Annotated in this window: 23 protein-coding genes; 10 read left to right on the top strand and 13 right to left on the bottom strand. The window is 56.0% G+C overall.

Annotation, left to right across the window (positions count from 1 at the left end; translation table 11 throughout):
* Positions 1–40: 40 nt before the first annotated feature.
* Positions 41–1,036: a class I SAM-dependent methyltransferase gene (locus tag AC2D8P_RS09285; RefSeq protein WP_484702191.1), complete on the bottom strand. Its 996-nt coding sequence runs from the start codon at positions 1,034–1,036 to the stop codon at positions 41–43.
* A 13-nt stretch (positions 1,037–1,049) separates the two neighbouring features.
* On the bottom strand, positions 1,050–1,370 hold the full coding sequence (gene clpS, locus AC2D8P_RS09280; protein ID WP_484702251.1) for an ATP-dependent Clp protease adapter ClpS: 321 nt from the start codon (positions 1,368–1,370) through the stop codon (positions 1,050–1,052).
* Between the two features lie 427 nt (positions 1,371–1,797).
* On the opposite strand from clpS, the gene AC2D8P_RS09275 reads away from it, so the two are divergent.
* Together AC2D8P_RS09275 and AC2D8P_RS09270 are read left to right on the top strand one after the other, a co-directional pair.
* Positions 1,798–3,219, top strand: a complete 1,422-nt coding sequence (locus AC2D8P_RS09275) for a D-alanyl-D-alanine carboxypeptidase family protein (RefSeq protein ID WP_484702190.1) — start codon at positions 1,798–1,800, stop codon at positions 3,217–3,219.
* 57 nt (positions 3,220–3,276) lie between these two features.
* Positions 3,277–3,966 carry a fumarylacetoacetate hydrolase family protein gene (locus tag AC2D8P_RS09270; protein WP_484702189.1) on the top strand — a complete coding sequence of 230 codons (690 nt, stop codon included), beginning with the start codon at positions 3,277–3,279 and terminating at the stop codon, positions 3,964–3,966.
* 54 nt (positions 3,967–4,020) lie between these two features.
* Here AC2D8P_RS09270 and ccoS read toward each other — a convergent pair whose 3' ends face one another.
* The 8 genes from ccoS to ccoN all read right to left on the bottom strand — a co-directional run bounded on the left by ccoS (position 4,021) and on the right by ccoN (position 11,907).
* Entirely contained in the window at positions 4,021–4,179 is a 159-nt protein-coding gene (gene ccoS / locus AC2D8P_RS09265) for a cbb3-type cytochrome oxidase assembly protein CcoS (protein WP_484702187.1), read from the bottom strand.
* 4 nt (positions 4,180–4,183) lie between these two features.
* Positions 4,184–6,361, bottom strand: a complete 2,178-nt coding sequence (locus tag AC2D8P_RS09260) for a heavy metal translocating P-type ATPase (protein ID WP_484702186.1) — start codon at positions 6,359–6,361, stop codon at positions 4,184–4,186.
* Positions 6,361–6,822: a FixH family protein gene (locus AC2D8P_RS09255; protein WP_484702184.1), complete on the bottom strand. Its 462-nt coding sequence runs from the start codon at positions 6,820–6,822 to the stop codon at positions 6,361–6,363. The genes AC2D8P_RS09260 and AC2D8P_RS09255 overlap by 1 nt, the downstream gene beginning before the upstream one ends.
* The gene (gene ccoG, locus AC2D8P_RS09250; protein ID WP_484702183.1) at positions 6,819–8,246 is read right to left on the bottom strand and encodes a cytochrome c oxidase accessory protein CcoG; all 1,428 of its coding nucleotides are present in this window, start codon (positions 8,244–8,246) and stop codon (positions 6,819–6,821) included. The genes AC2D8P_RS09255 and ccoG overlap by 4 nt, the downstream gene beginning before the upstream one ends.
* 220 nt (positions 8,247–8,466) lie before the next feature.
* Positions 8,467–9,348: a cytochrome-c oxidase, cbb3-type subunit III gene (gene ccoP / locus AC2D8P_RS09245; RefSeq protein ID WP_484702181.1), complete on the bottom strand. Its 882-nt coding sequence runs from the start codon at positions 9,346–9,348 to the stop codon at positions 8,467–8,469.
* Positions 9,345–9,557: a cbb3-type cytochrome oxidase subunit 3 gene (locus tag AC2D8P_RS09240; protein ID WP_484702179.1), complete on the bottom strand. Its 213-nt coding sequence runs from the start codon at positions 9,555–9,557 to the stop codon at positions 9,345–9,347. The genes ccoP and AC2D8P_RS09240 overlap by 4 nt, the downstream gene beginning before the upstream one ends.
* A gap of 11 nt (positions 9,558–9,568) precedes the next feature.
* Entirely contained in the window at positions 9,569–10,294 is a 726-nt protein-coding gene (gene ccoO / locus AC2D8P_RS09235) for a cytochrome-c oxidase, cbb3-type subunit II (protein ID WP_484702177.1), read from the bottom strand.
* Positions 10,295–10,308: 14 nt separating this feature from the next.
* Positions 10,309–11,907 (bottom strand): cytochrome-c oxidase, cbb3-type subunit I, encoded by a 1,599-nt coding sequence (gene ccoN, locus AC2D8P_RS09230; protein WP_484702175.1) that lies wholly within the window; start codon positions 11,905–11,907, stop codon positions 10,309–10,311.
* 202 nt (positions 11,908–12,109) lie between these two features.
* Between ccoN and AC2D8P_RS09225 the strand changes: the two genes are divergently transcribed.
* Positions 12,110–12,949, top strand: a complete 840-nt coding sequence (locus tag AC2D8P_RS09225; protein WP_484702174.1) for a universal stress protein — start codon at positions 12,110–12,112, stop codon at positions 12,947–12,949.
* 48 nt (positions 12,950–12,997) lie between these two features.
* Here the strand turns inward: AC2D8P_RS09225 and AC2D8P_RS09220 are convergent, their stop codons facing one another.
* Both AC2D8P_RS09220 and AC2D8P_RS09215 read right to left on the bottom strand, forming a co-directional pair.
* Positions 12,998–13,546 carry an isochorismatase family protein gene (locus AC2D8P_RS09220; RefSeq protein ID WP_484702173.1) on the bottom strand — a complete coding sequence of 183 codons (549 nt, stop codon included), beginning with the start codon at positions 13,544–13,546 and terminating at the stop codon, positions 12,998–13,000.
* 11 nt (positions 13,547–13,557) lie between these two features.
* Positions 13,558–14,412, bottom strand: coding sequence for a HalD/BesD family halogenase (locus tag AC2D8P_RS09215; RefSeq protein ID WP_484702171.1), 855 nt, complete (start codon positions 14,410–14,412; stop codon positions 13,558–13,560).
* Positions 14,413–14,545: 133 nt separating this feature from the next.
* On the opposite strand from AC2D8P_RS09215, the gene AC2D8P_RS09210 reads away from it, so the two are divergent.
* Positions 14,546–15,415 carry a LysR family transcriptional regulator gene (locus AC2D8P_RS09210; RefSeq protein WP_484702170.1) on the top strand — a complete coding sequence of 290 codons (870 nt, stop codon included), beginning with the start codon at positions 14,546–14,548 and terminating at the stop codon, positions 15,413–15,415.
* 11 nt (positions 15,416–15,426) lie between these two features.
* On the opposite strand, the gene AC2D8P_RS09205 is transcribed toward AC2D8P_RS09210, so the two are convergent.
* Positions 15,427–16,599 (bottom strand): MalY/PatB family protein, encoded by a 1,173-nt coding sequence (locus AC2D8P_RS09205; RefSeq protein WP_484702168.1) that lies wholly within the window; start codon positions 16,597–16,599, stop codon positions 15,427–15,429.
* Between the two features lie 96 nt (positions 16,600–16,695).
* Between AC2D8P_RS09205 and def (AC2D8P_RS09200) the strand changes: the two genes are divergently transcribed.
* From def (AC2D8P_RS09200) to AC2D8P_RS09175, 6 genes are all read left to right on the top strand, one after another.
* The gene (gene def, locus AC2D8P_RS09200) at positions 16,696–17,217 is read left to right on the top strand and encodes a peptide deformylase (RefSeq protein ID WP_484702167.1); all 522 of its coding nucleotides are present in this window, start codon (positions 16,696–16,698) and stop codon (positions 17,215–17,217) included.
* Positions 17,214–17,717 carry a peptide deformylase gene (def, locus tag AC2D8P_RS09195; protein WP_484702165.1) on the top strand — a complete coding sequence of 168 codons (504 nt, stop codon included), beginning with the start codon at positions 17,214–17,216 and terminating at the stop codon, positions 17,715–17,717. Before def (AC2D8P_RS09200) ends, def (AC2D8P_RS09195) begins: the two co-directional genes overlap by 4 nt.
* Positions 17,714–18,616, top strand: a complete 903-nt coding sequence (gene fmt / locus AC2D8P_RS09190) for a methionyl-tRNA formyltransferase (RefSeq protein WP_484702164.1) — start codon at positions 17,714–17,716, stop codon at positions 18,614–18,616. Before def (AC2D8P_RS09195) ends, fmt begins: the two co-directional genes overlap by 4 nt.
* Positions 18,617–18,723: 107 nt before the next feature.
* Complete coding sequence (locus tag AC2D8P_RS09185) at positions 18,724–19,167, top strand: YybH family protein (protein WP_484702163.1); 444 nt, start codon at positions 18,724–18,726, stop codon at positions 19,165–19,167.
* Between the two features lie 80 nt (positions 19,168–19,247).
* Positions 19,248–19,484, top strand: coding sequence for a hypothetical protein (locus AC2D8P_RS09180; RefSeq protein WP_484702161.1), 237 nt, complete (start codon positions 19,248–19,250; stop codon positions 19,482–19,484).
* 7 nt (positions 19,485–19,491) lie between these two features.
* Complete coding sequence (locus tag AC2D8P_RS09175; RefSeq protein WP_484702160.1) at positions 19,492–19,731, top strand: GlsB/YeaQ/YmgE family stress response membrane protein; 240 nt, start codon at positions 19,492–19,494, stop codon at positions 19,729–19,731.
* Positions 19,732–19,792 lie beyond the last annotated feature (61 nt).

Genomic DNA, 19,792 nt, shown 5'->3' with positions numbered 1-19,792 from the left:
GATCGGCCCCTCTGATTCCCTGATAGGTTATGTGATTTCATCAACCGGTACGAGCATGCAGCCGGGGCGCCGATGCTTTGAGCAGTTTAAAGCCGCCATCACCACCGATTTCCTGAACTTCTGCAAACAGGACAGAGAGTGTAGATTCGTAAGGCAAATGGCGATTTGCGACCATCCATAACGTACCTCGTGGCTTTAAAACACGCGCCGCCGTCGTGACAAAAGCACGCCCAAGATCTGGTTCCGCGGCCCGCCCGGTGTGAAACGGGGGATTCATCACAACGGTATCGACCTTGTATCCCAAATCAAACTTGGTCGCATCCGCCCAATGAAACTGCGCGCGCGCGTCTTTGATGTTCAAGCGGGCGCAGTTCAACGCATCAGTTTCGGCCTCAACCAGATACAGCGCATCAACAGTGGATCGGCGCAGGATCGCTGCCGACAGATATCCCCACCCGCCCCCAAGATCAGCAACGCTCGGGCCCATTTTTTCCGGCAAAGCTTGACCCAGCAACCGTGATCCATGATCAACCCTGTCCGCCGAAAACACCCCAGCAGATGTTATAAAACCATCGGGCCCAGACTTCGGTTTGTCTGCCCAATCCTCAAACCCGTCATGCGCCTCAATTACAAAGGCCTTGCCATGCGCTTTGGAAATCACCTCGCCTACGGTTGCCCGTTTCCGGCACAGCTTCAAAACGCTGTCGATTCCGTCGGTCTTTTGGCCATCCACCAGAATTGGCCCGCTGGAACACGCAGCGGCGGACGCGATCAGAGATAAAGTATGGGCCTTGGCGCGCGGCAAACATACAACTGACATTGCGGCGGTCGCATTATCGATTGCGGGTTCGACCCGGTATCCGCGTTCTTCCCAGACGTCGTGGTCCGGTTTGAACCCCTGAATGATACGGACCCGATCCTTGGGCAGATCAGTCAAATTTTGCTCAGCATTTGGTCGCCAGACCAGAATGTCACCAGCCGGTGGCAGTTCCAATGCCCCGCTATCCAACGCAATGGACAGCCTGGATGTACGCATCGCTAAAATCTGACTATTCCCGTTCCATAGTGCACTGCAAAGGGTGCTGATGTTGGCGGGCAAAATCCATCACTTGGGTGACTTTGGTTTCGGCAATCTCGTGGCTGAACACCCCCACCACGGCCAACCCTTTCTTGTGCACCGTCAGCATAATTTCAAACGCTTGTGCGTGGTTCAAGCCAAAGAACCGTTCCAGCACATGCACGACGAATTCCATCGGGGTGAAATCATCATTCAACAACAGCACTTTGTACAGGGGCGGGCGCGCAGTTCGGGTGCGCGTTTTGGTCATCGTCCCGGTATCAGAGTCACCGGGATTGTCGCTGTCTGACATGACAATCGTCATCGTTTCTGGCGTATATGGCACCATTTTCCTGACCCGGCGGATTCGAAGATTGCCCAATTGAACAGGCAAGGACTATATAATCTCCTAATCCCTCATGAAAAGCCCCGATATTTCAATCAGGCCGACAAGGCCCGCTGATTTTCACAAATCATTCAAATTCAAATCGATGTGATGAGGTACACAAGTGTCGCCTTCGCACAACGTGGTTCAGCCCGGGGCCTTCAACATATAGTGCCATCAATTGAGTTACGCACAATATGGGCATACCGAATTCGGCCATCTGGCAGTCACACAAAATCGCAAAACTAATTGAAATTTGGGTATTTTCCGCGAATCCAGCTTATGATACCATTCTGGCAATTAATAATGCTGACCGGAAAACCGGCGGCGAGAGGCAGAGAAGGTAGGCGACGTGATGGCACGTCTTGGGCAGTTCGTCCGTCTTGGGCTATGTGTATCTGTGTTGGTCTGTGCGGTAGCACTGATCGCATCCCGTGTTGCGGCTGCGCCCTATGCAGCAATGGTAATGGACGCCCGCACCGGCGAGGTGCTGCATTCCCGCAATGCCGACACCCGATTGCATCCGGCTTCCCTGACCAAAATGATGACCCTTTACGTGGTGTTCGAGGCCGTCGAAAACGGTGAAATCTCGCTGGATACTCAGGTGACGATCTCTCGAAATGCTGCATCTGAACCGCCCTCGAAAATCGGCCTGCGTTCAGGACAGAAAATTCGCCTTCGCTATCTGATCCGTGCTGCAGCGGTCAAATCTGCCAATGATGCCGCCACCGCGTTGGGAGAGGCCATTTCAGGGTCAGAGGCCGCCTTTGCCCGCCGGATGAACCGCACGGCACGCGCCTTGGGGATGAGCCGGACTACATTCAAAAACGCCCATGGCCTGACAGAATCCGGTCATATGTCCACCGCCCGTGACATGACAAACTTGGGACGCCGCTTGTTTTACCATTACCCCGATTACTACAACCTGTTCTCGCGTCAGCGTGCAGATGCTGGCATTGCACAAGTCCGCAATACCAACCGACGCCTGCTGTCGTCCTATCGCGGGGCTGACGGGATCAAAACCGGCTACACACGCGCTGCGGGCTTCAACCTTGTCGCCTCCGCCGAACGTGGCAACACCCGGATCATCGCAACCGTCTTTGGTGGGCGCTCCTCTGCCACGCGCAACGCCCGTGTAGCAGAGCTTTTGGATATGGGCTTTCAACGTGCGCCGCGTCACGCTTCGGTGCGGGCGCCGACACGCCCATCCTACGCCGGATATGGTTCAACACGCGTTGCACAGGCAGTTACCCGCAGCCTGCGCCCGGTTCCACGACCCATTCGCGTTGCCACAACAGCCGCACCACCAGAGGACATCTTGATCGCGATGGAAGGCGGCATTTTGGATGCGCTTCAAGAAGCCCAGAAAGCCGAAACCGGTGATGATGCGAATGTCGATATCGCAGTGTCACAGGCAATTTCCGAGGTATCAGACCCCGCCACCGAACCACAAGCCCCGACAATCGTCACCGAAATCATCCCCGAAGAGATCGCCCAACCCTCTGAGCCCATTGTCGTCACGCGGGTTTCAACCTCTGGAGAGCGTCACTGGGGCGTGAATGTCGGACGCTACAATACGCGTTATCAGGCAGAACGGGTGTTGCTGCGCACCGCGCTTCAGGAAATGGCAACACTGGATGGAACCCTGCGCCGGGTCGTTCCGCGCGCTGGTGCGTTTGAGGCTAATTTCATGGGTCTGTCGCAAGACAGTGCTGAACTCGCCTGTCGCCGACTGCAGGCACAACAAATCGAATGCAGAACAATCGGCCCGTCCTGAGCGACTTGTAAAGCCCAAAAAAATGAGCAAGCCTGTCCGCATCAGCCGGAGAGTCCTATGCCCGAATTTGCCATTACCCCACCTGAACAAGCCTCTGTCGCGATCGCCAACAGCGATATGCGGTTCCCTGTTCGACGGATTTACTGTGTCGGCCAAAACTACGCTGAACATGCGCGGGAAATGGGCCATGACCCCGGGCGCGAGGCGCCGTTTTTCTTTTCAAAACCTGCCAGCGCACTTGTCCCTGATGGGGCGGCAGTTCCCTACCCTCCTGGCACTGAGAACCTGCACCACGAGGCCGAACTTGTCGTGGCCATCGGGGTGGGCGGGCAGGATATCTCGTTGACTGATGCACAGTCACATATCTGGGGATATGGTCCCGGAAACGACCTGACCCGGCGTGATGTACAGGCCGCCGCCAAAGCCAAGGGCAGACCCTGGGACATGGCCAAAGGATTTGACAACTCAGCGGTTTGTGGTGCGCTCTCCCCGGTTGACCAGATCGGGCACCCGGACATCGCCCGCATCACTTGCGTTGTAAATGGCGAGACCCGGCAAGACAGCGATATCGCCCAGATGATCTGGCCGGTTCCTGATATCATCTGCCATTTATCGCAATTGGTTGCGCTTGCCCCGGGGGATTTGATTTTCACCGGTACACCTGCCGGGGTTGGACCGCTATCCCCCGGTGATCATTGCCGTGTTGAAATCAATGGGCTGGGTTCTGTTCGCATCGACATTGCCTGACGTTCCAAACCTTTGGTTTGCCCGACGGGCACTATAAAAAAAGAACAATCCAAGTCACGATTTGGGTTTGTCATCCCAATCATCTGACAGGATTCTGCGACTGTCGCCTTCCGGGTCGTCGTATTGATTGCTGCGCAGGCTCCACCAAAACGCGACCAAGCCCAATATCCCCAGAAACAGGGAAATGGGGATCAGGTATACAAGCATCTCCATGACTTTACCTCAGCCGCAATGCATTCACCGAAACGGTGATTGATGACAGTGACATTGCCAGTGCCGCCGCCAGCGGGGTCGCGAACCCTGCCAATGCAATCGGAATTGCGATCATGTTGTACCCCGCCGCAATGGCAAAGTTTTCGATGATCCGACGGGTGGCTTTCTGTGCAGTGATCAATGCACCCGAAATCGGTGACAAATCAGATCCCAACAGTACAATGTCAGAGGCCACACGCGCCGCATCCAACGCAGAAGCTGGTGAAATTGAAACATGCGCCGCTGTCAAAGCTGCCGTATCATTCAATCCATCACCGATCATCAGAACTTTGGCTCCCGCCTCAGACAGGCGCGTAATCTCTGCCGCTTTGCCTTCGGGGCGCACCCTCGATTGCCACTGGGATATTCCCAATCGATCGGCCAGTTCCTTGACCGGATAGTCTTCATCACCTGAAATCAGCGAAACCTGAATATTGCGCGCCTGAAGCGCGGAAACCAACTCTGCAGCCCCGGCGCGCAACCCATCGGCAAACCGGATCGCGACCGGGGTAGCGTCCCCTATACGCAAATAGGTTGCCATGGACGGCACTGGATCCGCATTGAGCCATTCTGCACGACCCAGACGAACCACTTGCCCATTCCATTTGCCCTCTATGCCGAAGCCTGGGTTTTCCTGGATATCTAAAACCGTCTCTGGCCGAACATCGCGGCCCGCAGTACCGCGCACCAACGCCTGCGCCAAAGGATGGGAGGACGCCCCCCCCAGGGCCAAGGCAACGCCCAACTGCTCTTCTGACAGCTCCGCCAAATTCACGGGTTCGGGGCGGCCTTCGGTCAACGTTCCGGTTTTGTCAAAGACGACGGTATCCACTTCTGCCAATCGTTCCATTGCCGTGGTGTGCTTGATCAGCATTCCATCGCGAAACAATCGGCCAGAGGCCGCAGTCGTCACCGCAGGCACCGCCAGCCCCAACGCACAGGGACAGGTGATAATCAGAACCGCAACCGCGATATTCAGGGACAGACGGACATCACCACCCGTCCCCCAAAGCCAGCCAATAAACGCAAACAACGCCAACAAATGTACGCCCGGCGCGTAGATGGCTGCGGCACGATCCGCCAAAGACGTGTATTTATTGCGCCCGGCTTCGGCCATTGCGACCAAATCCGCCATGCGGTGCAAGGATGTGTCTTCGCCGGCAGAACTGACCCGCACGGTCAGCGGACCGGTCAAATTGACCTCTCCGGCGCTAACCTGATCACCACGACCGGCGAAAACCGGAACTGACTCTCCGGTCAGCAAGGATCGGTCAACTTCGCTTTGCCCGCTGATAATCTGCCCGTCCACAGGCATCCGGCCGCCCGGACGCACCAAAACATGATCGCCGACAGCAAGGGTCGAAATCGGTACCGTTTCTTCGACGCCGTCCAAAAGACGCGTGGCGCGCGGAACCTCCAACGCGGCAAGCTCTTCTGCAGCAGAGCGTGCGACGGCACGGGTTCGGTGATCCAGATACCGCCCCGCGAGCAGGAAGAACGTCAAGGACAATGCCGCATCAAAATAGGCATGCGCACCCGAATGGGCCGTTTCATAAAGCGACATTCCAGCGGCAAGCAAAATTGCCAACGAGATCGGAACATCCATATTCAGGCGGCGCCCGGACAACGCGCCCCACGCATTGCGAAAGAAGGGCTGCGCCGAAAACACAATGGTCGGCAGCGCGATCCCTGCTGAAATCCAGTGAAACAGGTCCCGTGTGGCCGCCTCTGCCCCCGACCAGACCGAAACGGATAACAGCATGACATTCATCATGGCAAATCCGGACACACCCAGCCGCATCAACAGATCACGCCCGGCTTTGTCTGTGGCGGTTGCGCTCAACGCGCCTGAATCCAGTTCATGTGCCTCGTAGCCGGCATCTGCCAATACCGCGATCAAATCGGCGGGTTCGGTTGCTGCTCCGACCTCGACGCTCACCCGTTTCAACGTCAAATTCACGCGAGCAGTCCGCACCTCGGGCCGCGCCAACAGCTGTTTTTCCACACCCGAGATACACCCGGCACAGTGAATGCCCGGCAGCGACAGCAAGATACGCCCTTCGCCCTCTGACAGGGCCAAAGAAACATCGGGCCTCGCCCCTGAACAGGCCGGACAGGCCGAAATGGTTGCGGCCTCTGACATCAATCAGCCTTTACATATAACGGCAAGCGTTGGCGAAACTCTGTTCCGTCTGCAGCCAGTGCGACAACATGCAAATCCCAGCTACCCGGTGCCAGATCGACCTCGGTTCGGTAGGACCCTGCCATCCGCACAAATTCTGGCGTCATATCATCGCGGACATGTGTCGGGCGCCCCAACACCGCCTGCACCGATAAGGTCGGTGCAGGCAGACCATCATCCGTGAGCAAGGACAACACAAGTTCATTACCATCAAGCGTCGCCTCTGCCGACCAGCCCAAGGCTTGCTGTGCCGCCCGTTGCGTATCGAAAGACTGGCTTGCTACATAAGAGTTTTTCACTTCCAGCCCGGGGAAGGTCCGAATGGCACTCCAAGCCATAAACACGTTGACGCCAATGATCACCGCAAAGGCGCTGGCGGTTATGGCAAAAACTTTACGGCCGGTCAGAGGTTTCGCAGTCATTGCCCTCTCCCATTGAAAATCGTGTCGACATAGGCACGTGCCTCATCCGCTGCATCCTCCACCCACAAACGTACATCGGTTGTTTTTTGGGCGGATGCAGCCGTACCGGGCTCCGCGGTAATATACACCCGTTGCAACTTTTGGCTATCTGCAGGCACGATCACTGCCAACGCTTCAGTTCCTTCCAATCCAATGTGCAACGGTTCCTCTGACGTCAGGGAGATGTGAAACTCACGTTCTTCCCCATGTTTGTTGCGCAGTCTTACGTCATATGTATTACGGATTGATCCATCTGAAAGTGTGACAAATTGTGGGTTGCGTATTGGCTGCGCACTGATTTCGATTTCCGAGCGGATAAAGAGTGCAATCAACAACCCAATCCCGACTGCAGACCATAAGCTCGTGTATAGAATGGTGCGCGGGCGCAGCACATGCTTCCAGATCGGTTTTGGCGGTTTTCCCGCCCTTTCTCCGGCCTCATCAGACAGGGCCAGATAGTCGATCAGGCCTCTTGGCTTGCCAATCTTGGTCATGATGTCATCACAGGCATCGATGCACAGGGCGCAGGTTATGCATTCCATTTGTTGGCCATCACGAATATCGATCCCCATCGGGCAGACATTCACACAGGCCATGCAATCGATACAGTCACCCAGCTGGTCGGCGCCTTCGGCTTTACGGTGTTTGCCCCGCGGCTCCCCCCGCCAATCGCGATAACCGACGGTCAGGGTATCCTCATCCATCATCGCGGCCTGAATGCGTGGCCAGGGGCACATGTAGATACAGACCTGTTCACGCGCGAGCCCGCCAAACAGGAATGTCGTCGCCGTCAAAATCGCAACCGTCGTATAGGCAATCGGGTACGCGTTCAGTGTAAACAGATCAACCAACAGCATCGGTGCATCGGCAAAGTAAAACACCCAGGCCCCGCCTGTTGCCATCGCGATCAGGATCCAGCTGATCCATTTGGTGATCCTGAGCCGCCATTTGCGCAGATCCCACTTTTTCTGACGATGCAGGCGCAAGCGCGCATTGCGGTCCCCTTCGATCCAGCGCTCCACTAGGATAAACAGATCCGTCCAGACCGTTTGTGGGCAGGTGTAGCCGCACCACACCCGCCCCAATGCCGATGTGAACAGAAACAGGCCCAAACCCGCCATGATCAGCAGTCCAGCAATGAAGTAAAACTCATGCGGCCAGATCTCGATCCAGAAAAAGAAAAACCGGCGATTTGCCATATCCACCAGCACCGCCTGATCCGGCAGGCTGGGCCCACGGTCCCATCTGATCCAGGGCGTTAGATAGTAAATCCCAAGGGTGACAATCATAATCACCCATTTCAGGTTCCGAAATTTGCCGGAAACACGACGCGGAAAGATCGGTTCGCGGGCGGCATAAAGCTGCGGGGGGGTCTGTTCAGTCACGGAACGGCTCCGTTATTATCCTGTGCGCGGGGTTTATTAACTATCGTATTTTGGCCACTGCGCTTTGACCTGAATCAATATTTTGGTGACCTGTGCATCAGAACTCTGTCAAAATACAAAGAGTAAGTTATGCGGCGCCGGCCCCCAGGAAACGCGCGAACAGGACGGGGACCGGCGCCTATCCCCCAACACGACCTCGGTGTCGGGGTATTTCGTTCAGCTATTCAGAGGCTTCGCCACCTCCAAGCTGGTGCACATAGGCTGTGACAGCACGCACTTCGGCATCGCTCAAACGGTTCGCCCATGCAGGCATGACACCGTAGCGCGCGTTGCTGACTGTTTGGGTCAACGCGTTCGCATCACCACCATAAAGCCAAATCGCATCGGTCAGGTCAGGCGCGCCTTGCGTCCGATCTCCTGTCCCATCATCCATGTGGCAAGAGGCACAGTTATCGGCAAAGACGGCCGCACCCGAGGCTGCCAGACTGCCATCATGTTCCTGACCAGAGATCGCCATGACATGGTGAACGACCTGGCTGATTTCCGCTTCGCTCAGGAAATCGCCAAAGGCTGGCATCTGCGAAAACCGCGTATCGTCATCTTCTTCGGTACGAATGCCGTGCTTGATGGTCAGGTGGATATCCTCAATGGATCCGCCCCACAGCCAGTCATCATCCAACAGGTTGGGATAACCTTTGGCCCCAGCGGCACCCGCGCCATGACATTGCGCACACCAGGTGCGAAAGACCGCGCCGCCCGCCTGAACCGCATAGGTTTGCAATTCGACATCATTCCGGATTTCATCCAGTTCGGTCGCTGCCAATTTTGCATTGATCGGCGCGTTTGCTTGTTCAAAGCGGTCAATCTCTGCCGCGACTTCGCCGCGTGTCGAATATTTCAACAGGCCCGGTGTTGCCTCTGAAATCAAAGGCCAGGCCGGATAGGCGATACAATATCCGATCCCCCAGATGATCGTGGCGTAGAAGGTCCAGACCCACCAGCGTGGCATCGGGTTGTTCCACTCCTCGATACCATCCCAGGAATGCCCGGTTGTGCCGAACCCATGTTCGTTCCGCTTTTCTTGATTGTTATCGGTGCTCATGTCCGCGCCTCCTTGGTTTGCGCGTTGGGATCAGACGGCTCTTCTGCCAAGGGGCGGTCTTCATGACGAAACGGTATGTCTGCCGTGTCGCGATAGGTCTTGCCTGCACCTGGGCGAAACACCCACAGGGCGCAACCGACAAAGAAGACGAACAAGAAGAGTAGCATCCAGCTGTCTGCAAATTCGCGGAGCAAGGAATAAGTTTCCATATCCACCTCCCTCAGCGGTTCGCGTCAGGTTCAAAGGTCGAGAAATCGACCAATGTGCCCAACATCTGCAGATAAGCGACCAGCGCGTCAGCCTCGGAAATTCCGGGTTGCCCATCAAAGTTACGGATCTGCGCATTCGGATAGCGTGCCAGCATGTCATCCCAATCACTGTCAGGATCAGCCTGGGCCTGGAAATCCGCCTGTGCGCTGGCGATCATCTCGTCAGAGTAAGGCACACCCAAGAACTTATGGACGGCCATTTCCTCACCGATATATGTGCCATCGACCATGCGATCTTCGAGGAAGCCATATTTCGGCATCACCGATTCCGGCACCACCGCCTGCGGGTCACGCAGGTGGTCGATATGCCATTCGTCGGAATAGCGCCCACCAACCCGTGCCAGATCAGGCCCGGTGCGTTTCGACCCCCACTGGAACGGGCGGTCATACATGGATTCCGCGGCCAGCGAGTAGTGTCCGTAACGTTCTACCTCATCGCGCATTGGGCGGATCATCTGACTGTGGCAGACATAACAGCCCTCGCGGATGTAGACATTGCGCCCTTCCAGTTCGAGCGGTGAATAGGGTCTGACCCCTTCGACCTCTTCGATCGTGTTTTCTAGATAGAAGAGCGGCGCGATTTCCACGATGCCCCCGATGGTCACCACGAGGAAGGAAAAGACCAGCAATAGCGTCGCGTTCTTTTCCAGGATTTTATGTTTATCAAGAATAGCCATCTGTCCGACCCTCCTTATTCAGCCGGAACCGCGGCGGCGTCAGGCGCTTTGTCCTCGCCCCGCACGACGGTCATCCACAGGTTATAGGCCATGATCAGAGACCCCAGCAGGAACAGAACCCCACCCAGCCCACGGACCACATACATCGGATATTTGGCGACAACGGTGTCAGCAAATGCATTCACCAGGAACCCGTTGGCATCCACTTCGCGCCACATCAGGCCTTCCATGATACCGGTCACCCACATCGACGCGGCGTATAGAACGATGCCGATCGTCGCGAGCCAGAAGTGCCAGTTGACCAGGCGCAGGCTGTACAGCCCCGATTTCCCCCACAGGCGCGGGAACAGGAAGTAAAGCGCGCCAAAGGTAATCATGCCGTTCCAGCCCAGCGCACCGGAATGCACGTGCCCAATGGTCCAATCTGTGTAGTGGGACAGAGAGTTCACCGCCCGGATCGACATCATCGGACCCTCAAATGTCGACATGCCGTAAAACCCGATAGACACCACCATCATCCGGATGATCGGATCGGTGCGCAGCTTGTCCCAGGCACCAGACAGGGTCATCAACCCGTTGATCATACCGCCCCAGCTTGGCATCCACAGGATGACAGAAAACACCATGCCCAGCGTCGAGGCCCAATCTGGCAGCGCGGTGTAATGCAAGTGGTGTGGGCCGGCCCAGATATAAAGAAAGATCAGCGCCCAAAAGTGAATGATCGACAGCTTGTAGCTGAATACCGGACGTTCGGCCTGTTTCGGCACGAAGTAATACATCATGCCCAGAAAACCTGCTGTCAGGAAGAAACCCACAGCATTGTGGCCATACCACCACTGTGTCATCGCATCCTGTACACCGGCAAAGACCTGCACGGATTTCGACCCAAAAATTGACACAGGGATCGACAGGTTATTGACCACGTGCAGCATGGCCACGGTGACGATAAAGCTCAGGAAGAACCAGTTGGCGACATAGATATGGGGCTCTTTGCGGCGAATGATCGTGCCCAGAAAGACGGCCAGATAGGCAACCCAGACGATGGTCAACCACAGATCAACATACCATTCAGGTTCGGCATATTCCTTGGATTGCGTACCGCCCAGCAAGTAACCGGTCGCCGCCAGAATGATGAACAACTGATAACCCCAAAAGACGAACCAGGCGAGGTTTCCACCCCAAAGCCGCGCAGCAGAGGTCCGCTGCACGATATAGAAGGACGTACAAATCAAGGCGTTTCCGCCAAAGGCAAAAATCACAGCCGAAGTATGCAAGGGGCGCAACCGACCAAAATTCGCAAACCCTTCGGCCCATTCAAAATTCAAAACGGGGAAAGCCAGCTGAAAGGCGATAAATGTCCCGGCAGCAAAACCGATCACCCCCCAAAAGGCCGTGGCGATAGCCCCTGCCCGAACCACATTATCCATATATCCCGCTGGCGTGGCTGGTTTAGGCTCATCTGTGCGGCGCAAAACCCACAGAAACACGCCACCCGATACCAACATCACGATCACCGCATGAACCTGATAGGCCAGATCACGCGCATAGTTGGCCGCAATTGCCGCCAATAACGTGATTACGCCCAACAGGATAAGCTTGATGTAATCCCACATAAGAAACGTCCCTTCGTCATCAACACCGACTCACCCGATGACGCGGGTGACTTCGACACACCTCTTTTTGCCGGGGCGCGGGACGGATCACATTGATCCATGTCAAAGTTTTTTCTGATGAACTGCTGTTTCGTAGGGGGATACGCGCCACCACTGTATCGGCGGGCACCGAACGCCGCCGATCTAGAAAACGGATAACACGATGGGGTATAAATCCATTCTAACCATCGCATGCGAAGCGGAAAACTTTGCATCGACCCTGGAACATGCAACCTCAATCACCCGGCACAATGACGGACATCTCGAAGTAATGTGTCTGGGCGTCGATGCGGTTCAGGCCGGATATTACTACGGCGGCGCCAATGTCTTGTTACAGCAAGACAGCCTGAACCGGGCCGCAGAGCGTGCGGATGCCGCTGAACAAGCGATCAAATCCGCCTTGGATGGTCAACAAATCAGCTGGAGCTGCTTTCCTCTGGTGGCTCAGATCGCCGGCGTCACCTCTGCCGTCTCGCGCCATGCGCGTTTTGCGGATCTGGTGGTGCTGCCAAAACCATATACCGACGGGCGCGGTGCCGAAGACGAATCCATCCTTGAGGCTTCGCTGTTCGAAGGAAAGGCGCCGGTTCTTGTGATCCCGGAAGGATCTTCGCCCAGAGAGTCACCGCAACGCGTTGTTGTGGCCTGGAACCAAAGCTCAGAAGCGCTGAGCGCGATCAGAGCGGCATTGCCGATTCTGAAGGCAGCAGAGTCCGTGAACATCGCGATCATCGATCCACCCGAACATGGTCTGCACCGCTCTGACCCGGGTGGGGCGCTGTCACAGATGCTGGCCCGCCACGGCGTGCGGGCAGATATCTCTATCCTTGCGAAAACCCTGCCGAGTGTCGCAGATGTCCTGACCCGCCATATCCGCGATATTGACGCGCAATTGCTGGTGATGGGGGCCTACGGTCATTCCCGGTTCCGGGAGGCCATTCTTGGCGGTGCCACCCACGACATGCTGAAACAGGCAGAAGTTCCGGTCTTGATGGCCCATTAACACAAGGATTGCGGCCCGCTGGTGGGCGCGCCGCAATTCCTGTCTATCTCACATCGACAATATGTCGCTGGTCTTCATCACGGTGGCGATCTCGCCTTCCAATGTGGCCATGCTGACCGAATGGATGGTGTCCGCGCTATGTGTTGACCCATCCGGCCCGACAATTGGATAAGTCCAAACCGCATCCGCCGCATAGATGGGACGATACCCAAGATCCGCCGCGCTGCGCGTGGTCGATTCCACACAATGATTGGCCGTCGCGCCGCATAAGATGACACGCTCGATTCCGGCCCCTTGCAGCGTCTTATCCAGATCGGTTCCCATAAACCCGCTACTGCCTGTCTTGGCGATCACGGGCTCAGCATCGACCGGTGCCGCAACGGGTTGAACCGCAGAACCGGGCGCATCAGGGTGAAACGGATCATCGGGATCGGTTCCATGATGATGGATGTGAACCACGCAATCACCGGACGACCGAAAGGCCTTCAGCAAGGCGGCGATATTTCCTTCCGCCTCTGGACAGGATCGTTCAGCCCCTGTGCTGTCTTCGTGGGCCAGCGCCATTTGCACGTCGATCACCAGCAACGCCGTTTTCATCTTTTCACCCATTAAACCGAAGCCCCTTCGCGGCGTTGCGCCAAAATATTTTCCACGCGCTTGCCGTATATACGCACATTGATGTCGTCATCAATCACCCGGCCGGGTTGCTCGTCATAGGTCAAGATGGCCGAAATGCGCGGCTGCTCACCTTTGACTTCTGTAACTCCATGCAGGGAATAGCCGCCCCGAAACAGTGTAAATGCCCCGGCCCCACGCGAAAATGTCTGTGCTTGCGACATGTCCCCGGCCAACAGACGGTCTACCGCCTCGCGATCTTCGCTCTCATCCGTGCGCGAATTGGGCAGGAAGGTAAATTCACCCCCCTCATCCGCGGCCTGCAACAACAATGTGACCGTGCACTCCGTCGTATCATAATGCCAGGCGTGCCAACTGCCCGGGTGCAGGGCCACAACGTTAAGTGCCTGAAACTCATCCGCACAACGATACAGCTGATCCTTGCCCTGCGCGCGACGCACAAACTCCGTCAGGATATCTGATTTATAAAGCTGCTTGATCTGACTGCTAACCGGGATTTGGTCGTCAGCAAGCTGAGATGCGATATGCGTAAACTCCATCCGTCGCGGATCATCTGCGGGCAAAGACGGGTCAATCGCGCCCTGATAAATGTTACGTTTCACGTGCAAAACTTCGGCTGTTGGCAGCAGATCATTGGCCTCTTGCTTCAGCCGCGCCAACGCCTCTGGGCGAATAAAGCCATCGAGATTACACCAACCCTGCACCTCCATATTGCGCTGACATTCCGCCAGAAAATCCGCCCCGGGCCCATGATCCAAATCCGCAATCGGATACCGATCAAGATCAACAAGTTCCAAGGCAATATCGATCACGGGATTGCTATTCATCATGAACCTCCTTTCAATCCAGCCCGGCAACGTAGATACCGAGCGTTCTTTTGTTCTTTGCCACTATGCGCAATTGCCATAACCAGATAAAACGAAATAAAACGTATCCATGAACATAAATTACTTATGACAAATGTCGCGCAATCTTAACCTGAACTGGCTACGCAGCTTTGAGGCCGCAGCAAGGCTGCTAAGCTTTACAGCTGCGGGTATTGAAACCGGCATCACACAAACCGCGGTCAGCCAACATATCAAAGCCTTAGAATCCCAACTGGGTGACAAGCTGTTCATCCGCCGCGCCAAAAGCCTGCAGTTAACAGAAATGGGCAAGGCTTATCTTGTTTCAATTCGAGCCGCCCTAGAAACGATTGAAATGTCGACCACGGGCCTGTTTGGACCAAGGCAAACCAATACCATCGTTATCCGCGCGTCCATGGCGTTTATTGTTTGGCTGTCACCCAAACTAGGAAGTTTTCAGAAAAATCATCCAGATGTGGCGATCAAACTGGTAACGTCACTGTGGAAAAGCCAGGCCGATCAACAACCTGTTGACATCGATATCGTTTTGTCTTCGCAAGAATTTGCCAAACCCCATCTGATCAAGCTGTCAGACGAATTCATTGTTCCGGTCATCAGCGAAACCAACCATCGCGATATCAAACGACCAGAGGATCTGCTGTCACAACGACCGATCCATATTTTGGGGTTTGACGATCATTGGGCCCGTTACCTGACCGCCTTTGGCTTGGTCCCACAGATGCCGACAATGCGCCTAATGTCTGATACGTCAGTAGCAGCAATGGAAATGGTCGCCGCCAATCTGGGATGCGCCATCGTCATTGAACGCTTTGCACATCAAGCGATCGAGGCGGGTCGCCCCCTTCATATCGCAGGCAAACCGGTTGCACTGGGGCAATCTCACTATATCGCGCGAACAGAAACTCAGGCCAACCGGCATCCTGACGTGGATGCGTTTGAGGCATGGCTCCGGCTACAGTTCTAAGGCCTGGGTCGTTACTGCAGATCAGAAAACGCCGTCTGCAAACGGGTGACCGCATCTTCTACCCGTGCCCGCTGTGTCCCGATATTAAACCGCAGATAGGGCGCGCCGCCGGTGCCGAAATCCGCGCCAACACTCGGTGCGATCTTGGCATCGCCCTTCACGCGACGAATTACCTCCGACATCTCCATCCCGGTATTGGTGAAATCGACCCAAGACAGATAGGTCGCCTGCATCGGCATCACCTGCACACCGGGGATTTGTGACAAGCCGTCCCGCAAAACCCGATAGTTTTCTTCGACATACGCAATCAGCTCATCAGCCCACGCTGCCCCTTCAGGGGAATACACCGCTTGTGCCATTTTCAGGCCGAACAGATTGGGCTTGAGGTCCAACGCCTTCAACAAGTTTTCAAAGGGCGCGCGCAAATCACCATTGGGAATGATCACATTGCCGATCCGCGTGCCCGCGATGTTGAATGTCTTGGACGCCGCAGTCAGGGCGACAAGCCGATCCTCGGCCTCCGGGGCGGCCACGGCAAGAGGCACGTGTTTATGTCCCGAATAGACCAGATCATGATGAATCTCATCAACGATCAGCAACAGATCATGACGCGCGCAGAAGGCTGCCAGTTCTTTTTGCTCTTCAACGCTCCAGACCCGGCCTGCCGGGTTATGCGGCGAACAGAACAAAACGGCCTTTTCACGTCCCGACAAACTGGCCTCCAACGCCTCCAGATCCATCCGATATACACCATCCTGAACCACCAAGGGGCTTTCACGCACCACGCGCCCGCCCCGCATGATATTCTGCGCAAACTCGTGATAGACCGGGGTGAAAATGATCACCTCATCACCGGGTTCGGTATAGGCATGAAGACACAGCGCGATTGCATTGCCCAAACCATAGGTCGACAGGATCGACGGCATAGCGACCTCCCATCCATGGCGTTCTTTCATCCACCAGGCGACGGATTTGTGGTAGTCACCCTGCCCCACGAAATACCCATAGGCCGCGGCGTCGTGCAGATTCTGAACCGTGCGCTGCAAAATATCAGCCGGGGCGAAATCCATATCGGCGATCCACATGGGCAGACCACCCGGCGCATCCACCCCGGTGACCATCTTCATTCCGTCCCATTTGGCGGTTCCTTTGCCGAACCGATCCATCACCTCATCAAAACTCATGGTCATCCCCTGCAACAGTTCCGCGACAAGCTAACCGCTTTCATCGCAGGTGCAAGGGCCGTTGCACCCGCCGCTTTCATCGCCTAAATCAGCCCCATGACAAAGCGTACGATCCTGATCCATCCCGACCCGCGCCTGAAGAAGGTCTGCCAACCTCTGCCCGATATTTCAGACGAGGTGCGGGCGCTGGCCAACGACATGCTGGAAACCATGTATGACGCACCAGGCATTGGCCTTGCTGCGCCCCAGATCGGCATTCTGGACCGGATCATCGTGATGGATTGCATCAAAGAGGAAGAGGCCGCGCCCCAACCCATGGTGCTGGTCAACCCAGAAGTCATCGCATCGTCCAGCGATCTGAATGTCTATGAGGAAGGTTGCCTGTCCATCCCTGAACAATTCGCCGATGTCGAACGCCCGGCAGAGGTGACGGTGCGTTGGCTGGGTCTGGATGGCGAGGAACTCCAACAAGATTTCGACGGGCTGTGGGCGACCTGCATTCAGCACGAAATAGATCACCTGAACGGCAAGCTGTTTATCGACTATCTCAAACCCCTGCGCCGTCAGATGATCACCCGCAAGATGCAGAAACTGAAACGCGAAATGGCACGCGGATGACGGTTCGCCCCTTTGTCCCATGGCCTGACAAACGGCTGCGCAGCGTTGCCGAACCGGTGGAAGCCATCACCGATGACATTCGCCAGATTTGGACAGATATGGTCGACACGATGGAGGCGATGCCGGGGCTGGGCCTTGGCGCCCCGCAAATCGGGGTGATGTTACGTCTAGCCGTGGTCGATTGTTCGGAAGAACGCGGTCAGGTCGTCAAGCTCGCCAATCCCGAAATCCTTCATAGCTCTGTCAAGCTGCGCTCTCATGATGAGGCCAGTCCAAATCTACCCGGCGTCTGGGCCAAGATCGAACGCCCCCGTGCCGTGACCGTGCGATTTCTGAACGAGGCCGGAGAGGTCGAGGAACGCGATTTTGTCAGCCTTTGGGCCACATCCGTCCAGCACCAGATCGATCACCTGAACGGCAAGATGTATTTTGGTCATCTGAAGCCCGTGAAACGCCAGATGCTGTTGAAAAAGGCTGAAAAACTGCGGAGACAGGGATGAGATTGATCTTCATGGGCACGCCGGAGTTTTCGGTCACCGCACTGGATGCGCTGATCGATGCCGGGCATGAGATTGCCTGTGTCTATACGCAACCTCCCCGCCCGGCAGGCCGTGGCAAGAAGGACCGCCCCACCCCGGTCCACCAGCGCGCCGCTGATCTGGAATTGTCTGTACGCCACCCGACCAGCCTGAAAACGCCGGAGGCATTGGCCGAATTCGCCGCACTCGACGCTGATCTGGCCGTTGTGGTCGCCTATGGGCTGATTTTGCCACAGCCCATTCTTGATGCCCCGGCCAAGGGATGTCTGAACATCCACGCCTCTTTGTTGCCGCGTTGGCGCGGCGCAGCCCCGATCCACCGGGCGATCATGGCAGGCGATGCCAAAACCGGTATCAGCATCATGCAAATGGAGGCCGGACTGGACACTGGCCCGGTTTTGTTAACCCGCGAAACAGACATCAAAGCCGAAGAAACCACTGCCCAATTACATGATCGTCTGGCCGTTCTGGGCGGTCAGGCCATCACCGATACGCTGTCGAAACTCGACACGCTTACCCCAGCGCCCCAACCTGTCGACGGCGTGACCTATGCCGAAAAAATCGACAAGGCAGAGGCGCGGATTGATTGGGCTCTGTCTGCCGCCGAGGTTGATCGAAAAATCCGCGGCCTCTCCCCCTTCCCCGGTGCATGGTGCGATGCCGGTGGTGAACGCCTGAAACTTCTGCATTCCCGCATGATGGATGGGTCTGGGGAACCGGGCACGATCATCGAACCCCCTTTGTTCGTTGCCTGCGGGACCGGCGCGGTCGAGATCACCCGCGCCCAGCGCGCCGGCAAAGGGCCGATGAATGCCTCGGACCTCATCCGTGGGTTTGAGCTTCCCAAACGGCTGCAATGATCGCCATATCTGCGTTAACGCATTGCGATTTAGACATTTCATGATAGCTTACGTTTAAGGCAAGGAACCTTCTGGCCGTACAAATCATTGTAACCGGAGGGACCAAGATGACACGTAATTTGTATACTGTTGCCGCTGCATTGCTAATGAGTTCGACCACCATTGCGATGGCCGACATAGCTGATGAAGTGCTTGCTGCACAAATCGCATGGGAAGAGGCGTTTAACGCAGGCGATTCCGCTACGCATGCCATGCTTTATACCGAAAATGCCATTCTGCTACCACCCGACGCAGGGGTCGTTCAAGGACGCGAAGCGGCGCAGGCTTTATGGCAATCGCTCATGGATGCCGGCATCAAAAATGCCGATCTGACCACAACCGGCATCATGGATTTTGGCGACACCGTCAATGAAATGGGGACTTTCACCCTTGAGGCACCAGACGGCTCTGGCGGCACGGTAACAGTCGGTGGAAAGTATCTCGTGGTTTATCAACGCGCCGAGGACGGTAGCCTGCTCTTGAACTGGGATATCTGGAATATGGGTCAATAACGCGATCTGCGAACACAACACTTGATCCCACGCCCAAATTGGGCGCAGGGTAACCGCACGCATATTGGACGGAGCTTGCGGTGTTTCTGACTCTCTTTGGCACGGTGGTCATTGCCGGCATCGTGGGCTATGCCTGCGAAAAATCAGGATTTACCCATAACGGCGTGATCCCGTCGATCATCATTTGCGTCGGCGGGGCATTTCTGGCCTATTTTATCCGCATCATGTTCGGGATCGGATTTGGCAGCCCCGGAATGAATGCCATAGTCTCGTCAATCGGGGCGCTGATCATCGTTCCAACTCATTGGAAAAAATAGGATATCCATGACTCCAATTTTGCTCATTATAATCGGCGCCGCAGCAGGCCTGATTGCCACGCGCCTGATGAAGGTCGAAACCAATCTGATCCTTACCGTCGCCATCGGTGTAATGGGCGCGCTGGTGGGCGGGCTTGTCCTGCGTGCGCTACTGTCCATGATGGGCTGGATGTCGGGCTTTGTCGGCGCGGTGCTGGGGGCAATGGCGCTGATCTGGATTTATCAGCGCTATTTTTCCGGGCGCTGATCTGTTTAGGGGCACTGCCCCTCTGCGGCCTGGGCCGCATTCACCCCGAGGTATTTTTGGC

It is taken from the genome of Roseovarius sp. YIN77 (genome assembly GCF_057219155.1).
This window is presented reverse-complemented; position numbering and strand designations above follow the sequence as displayed.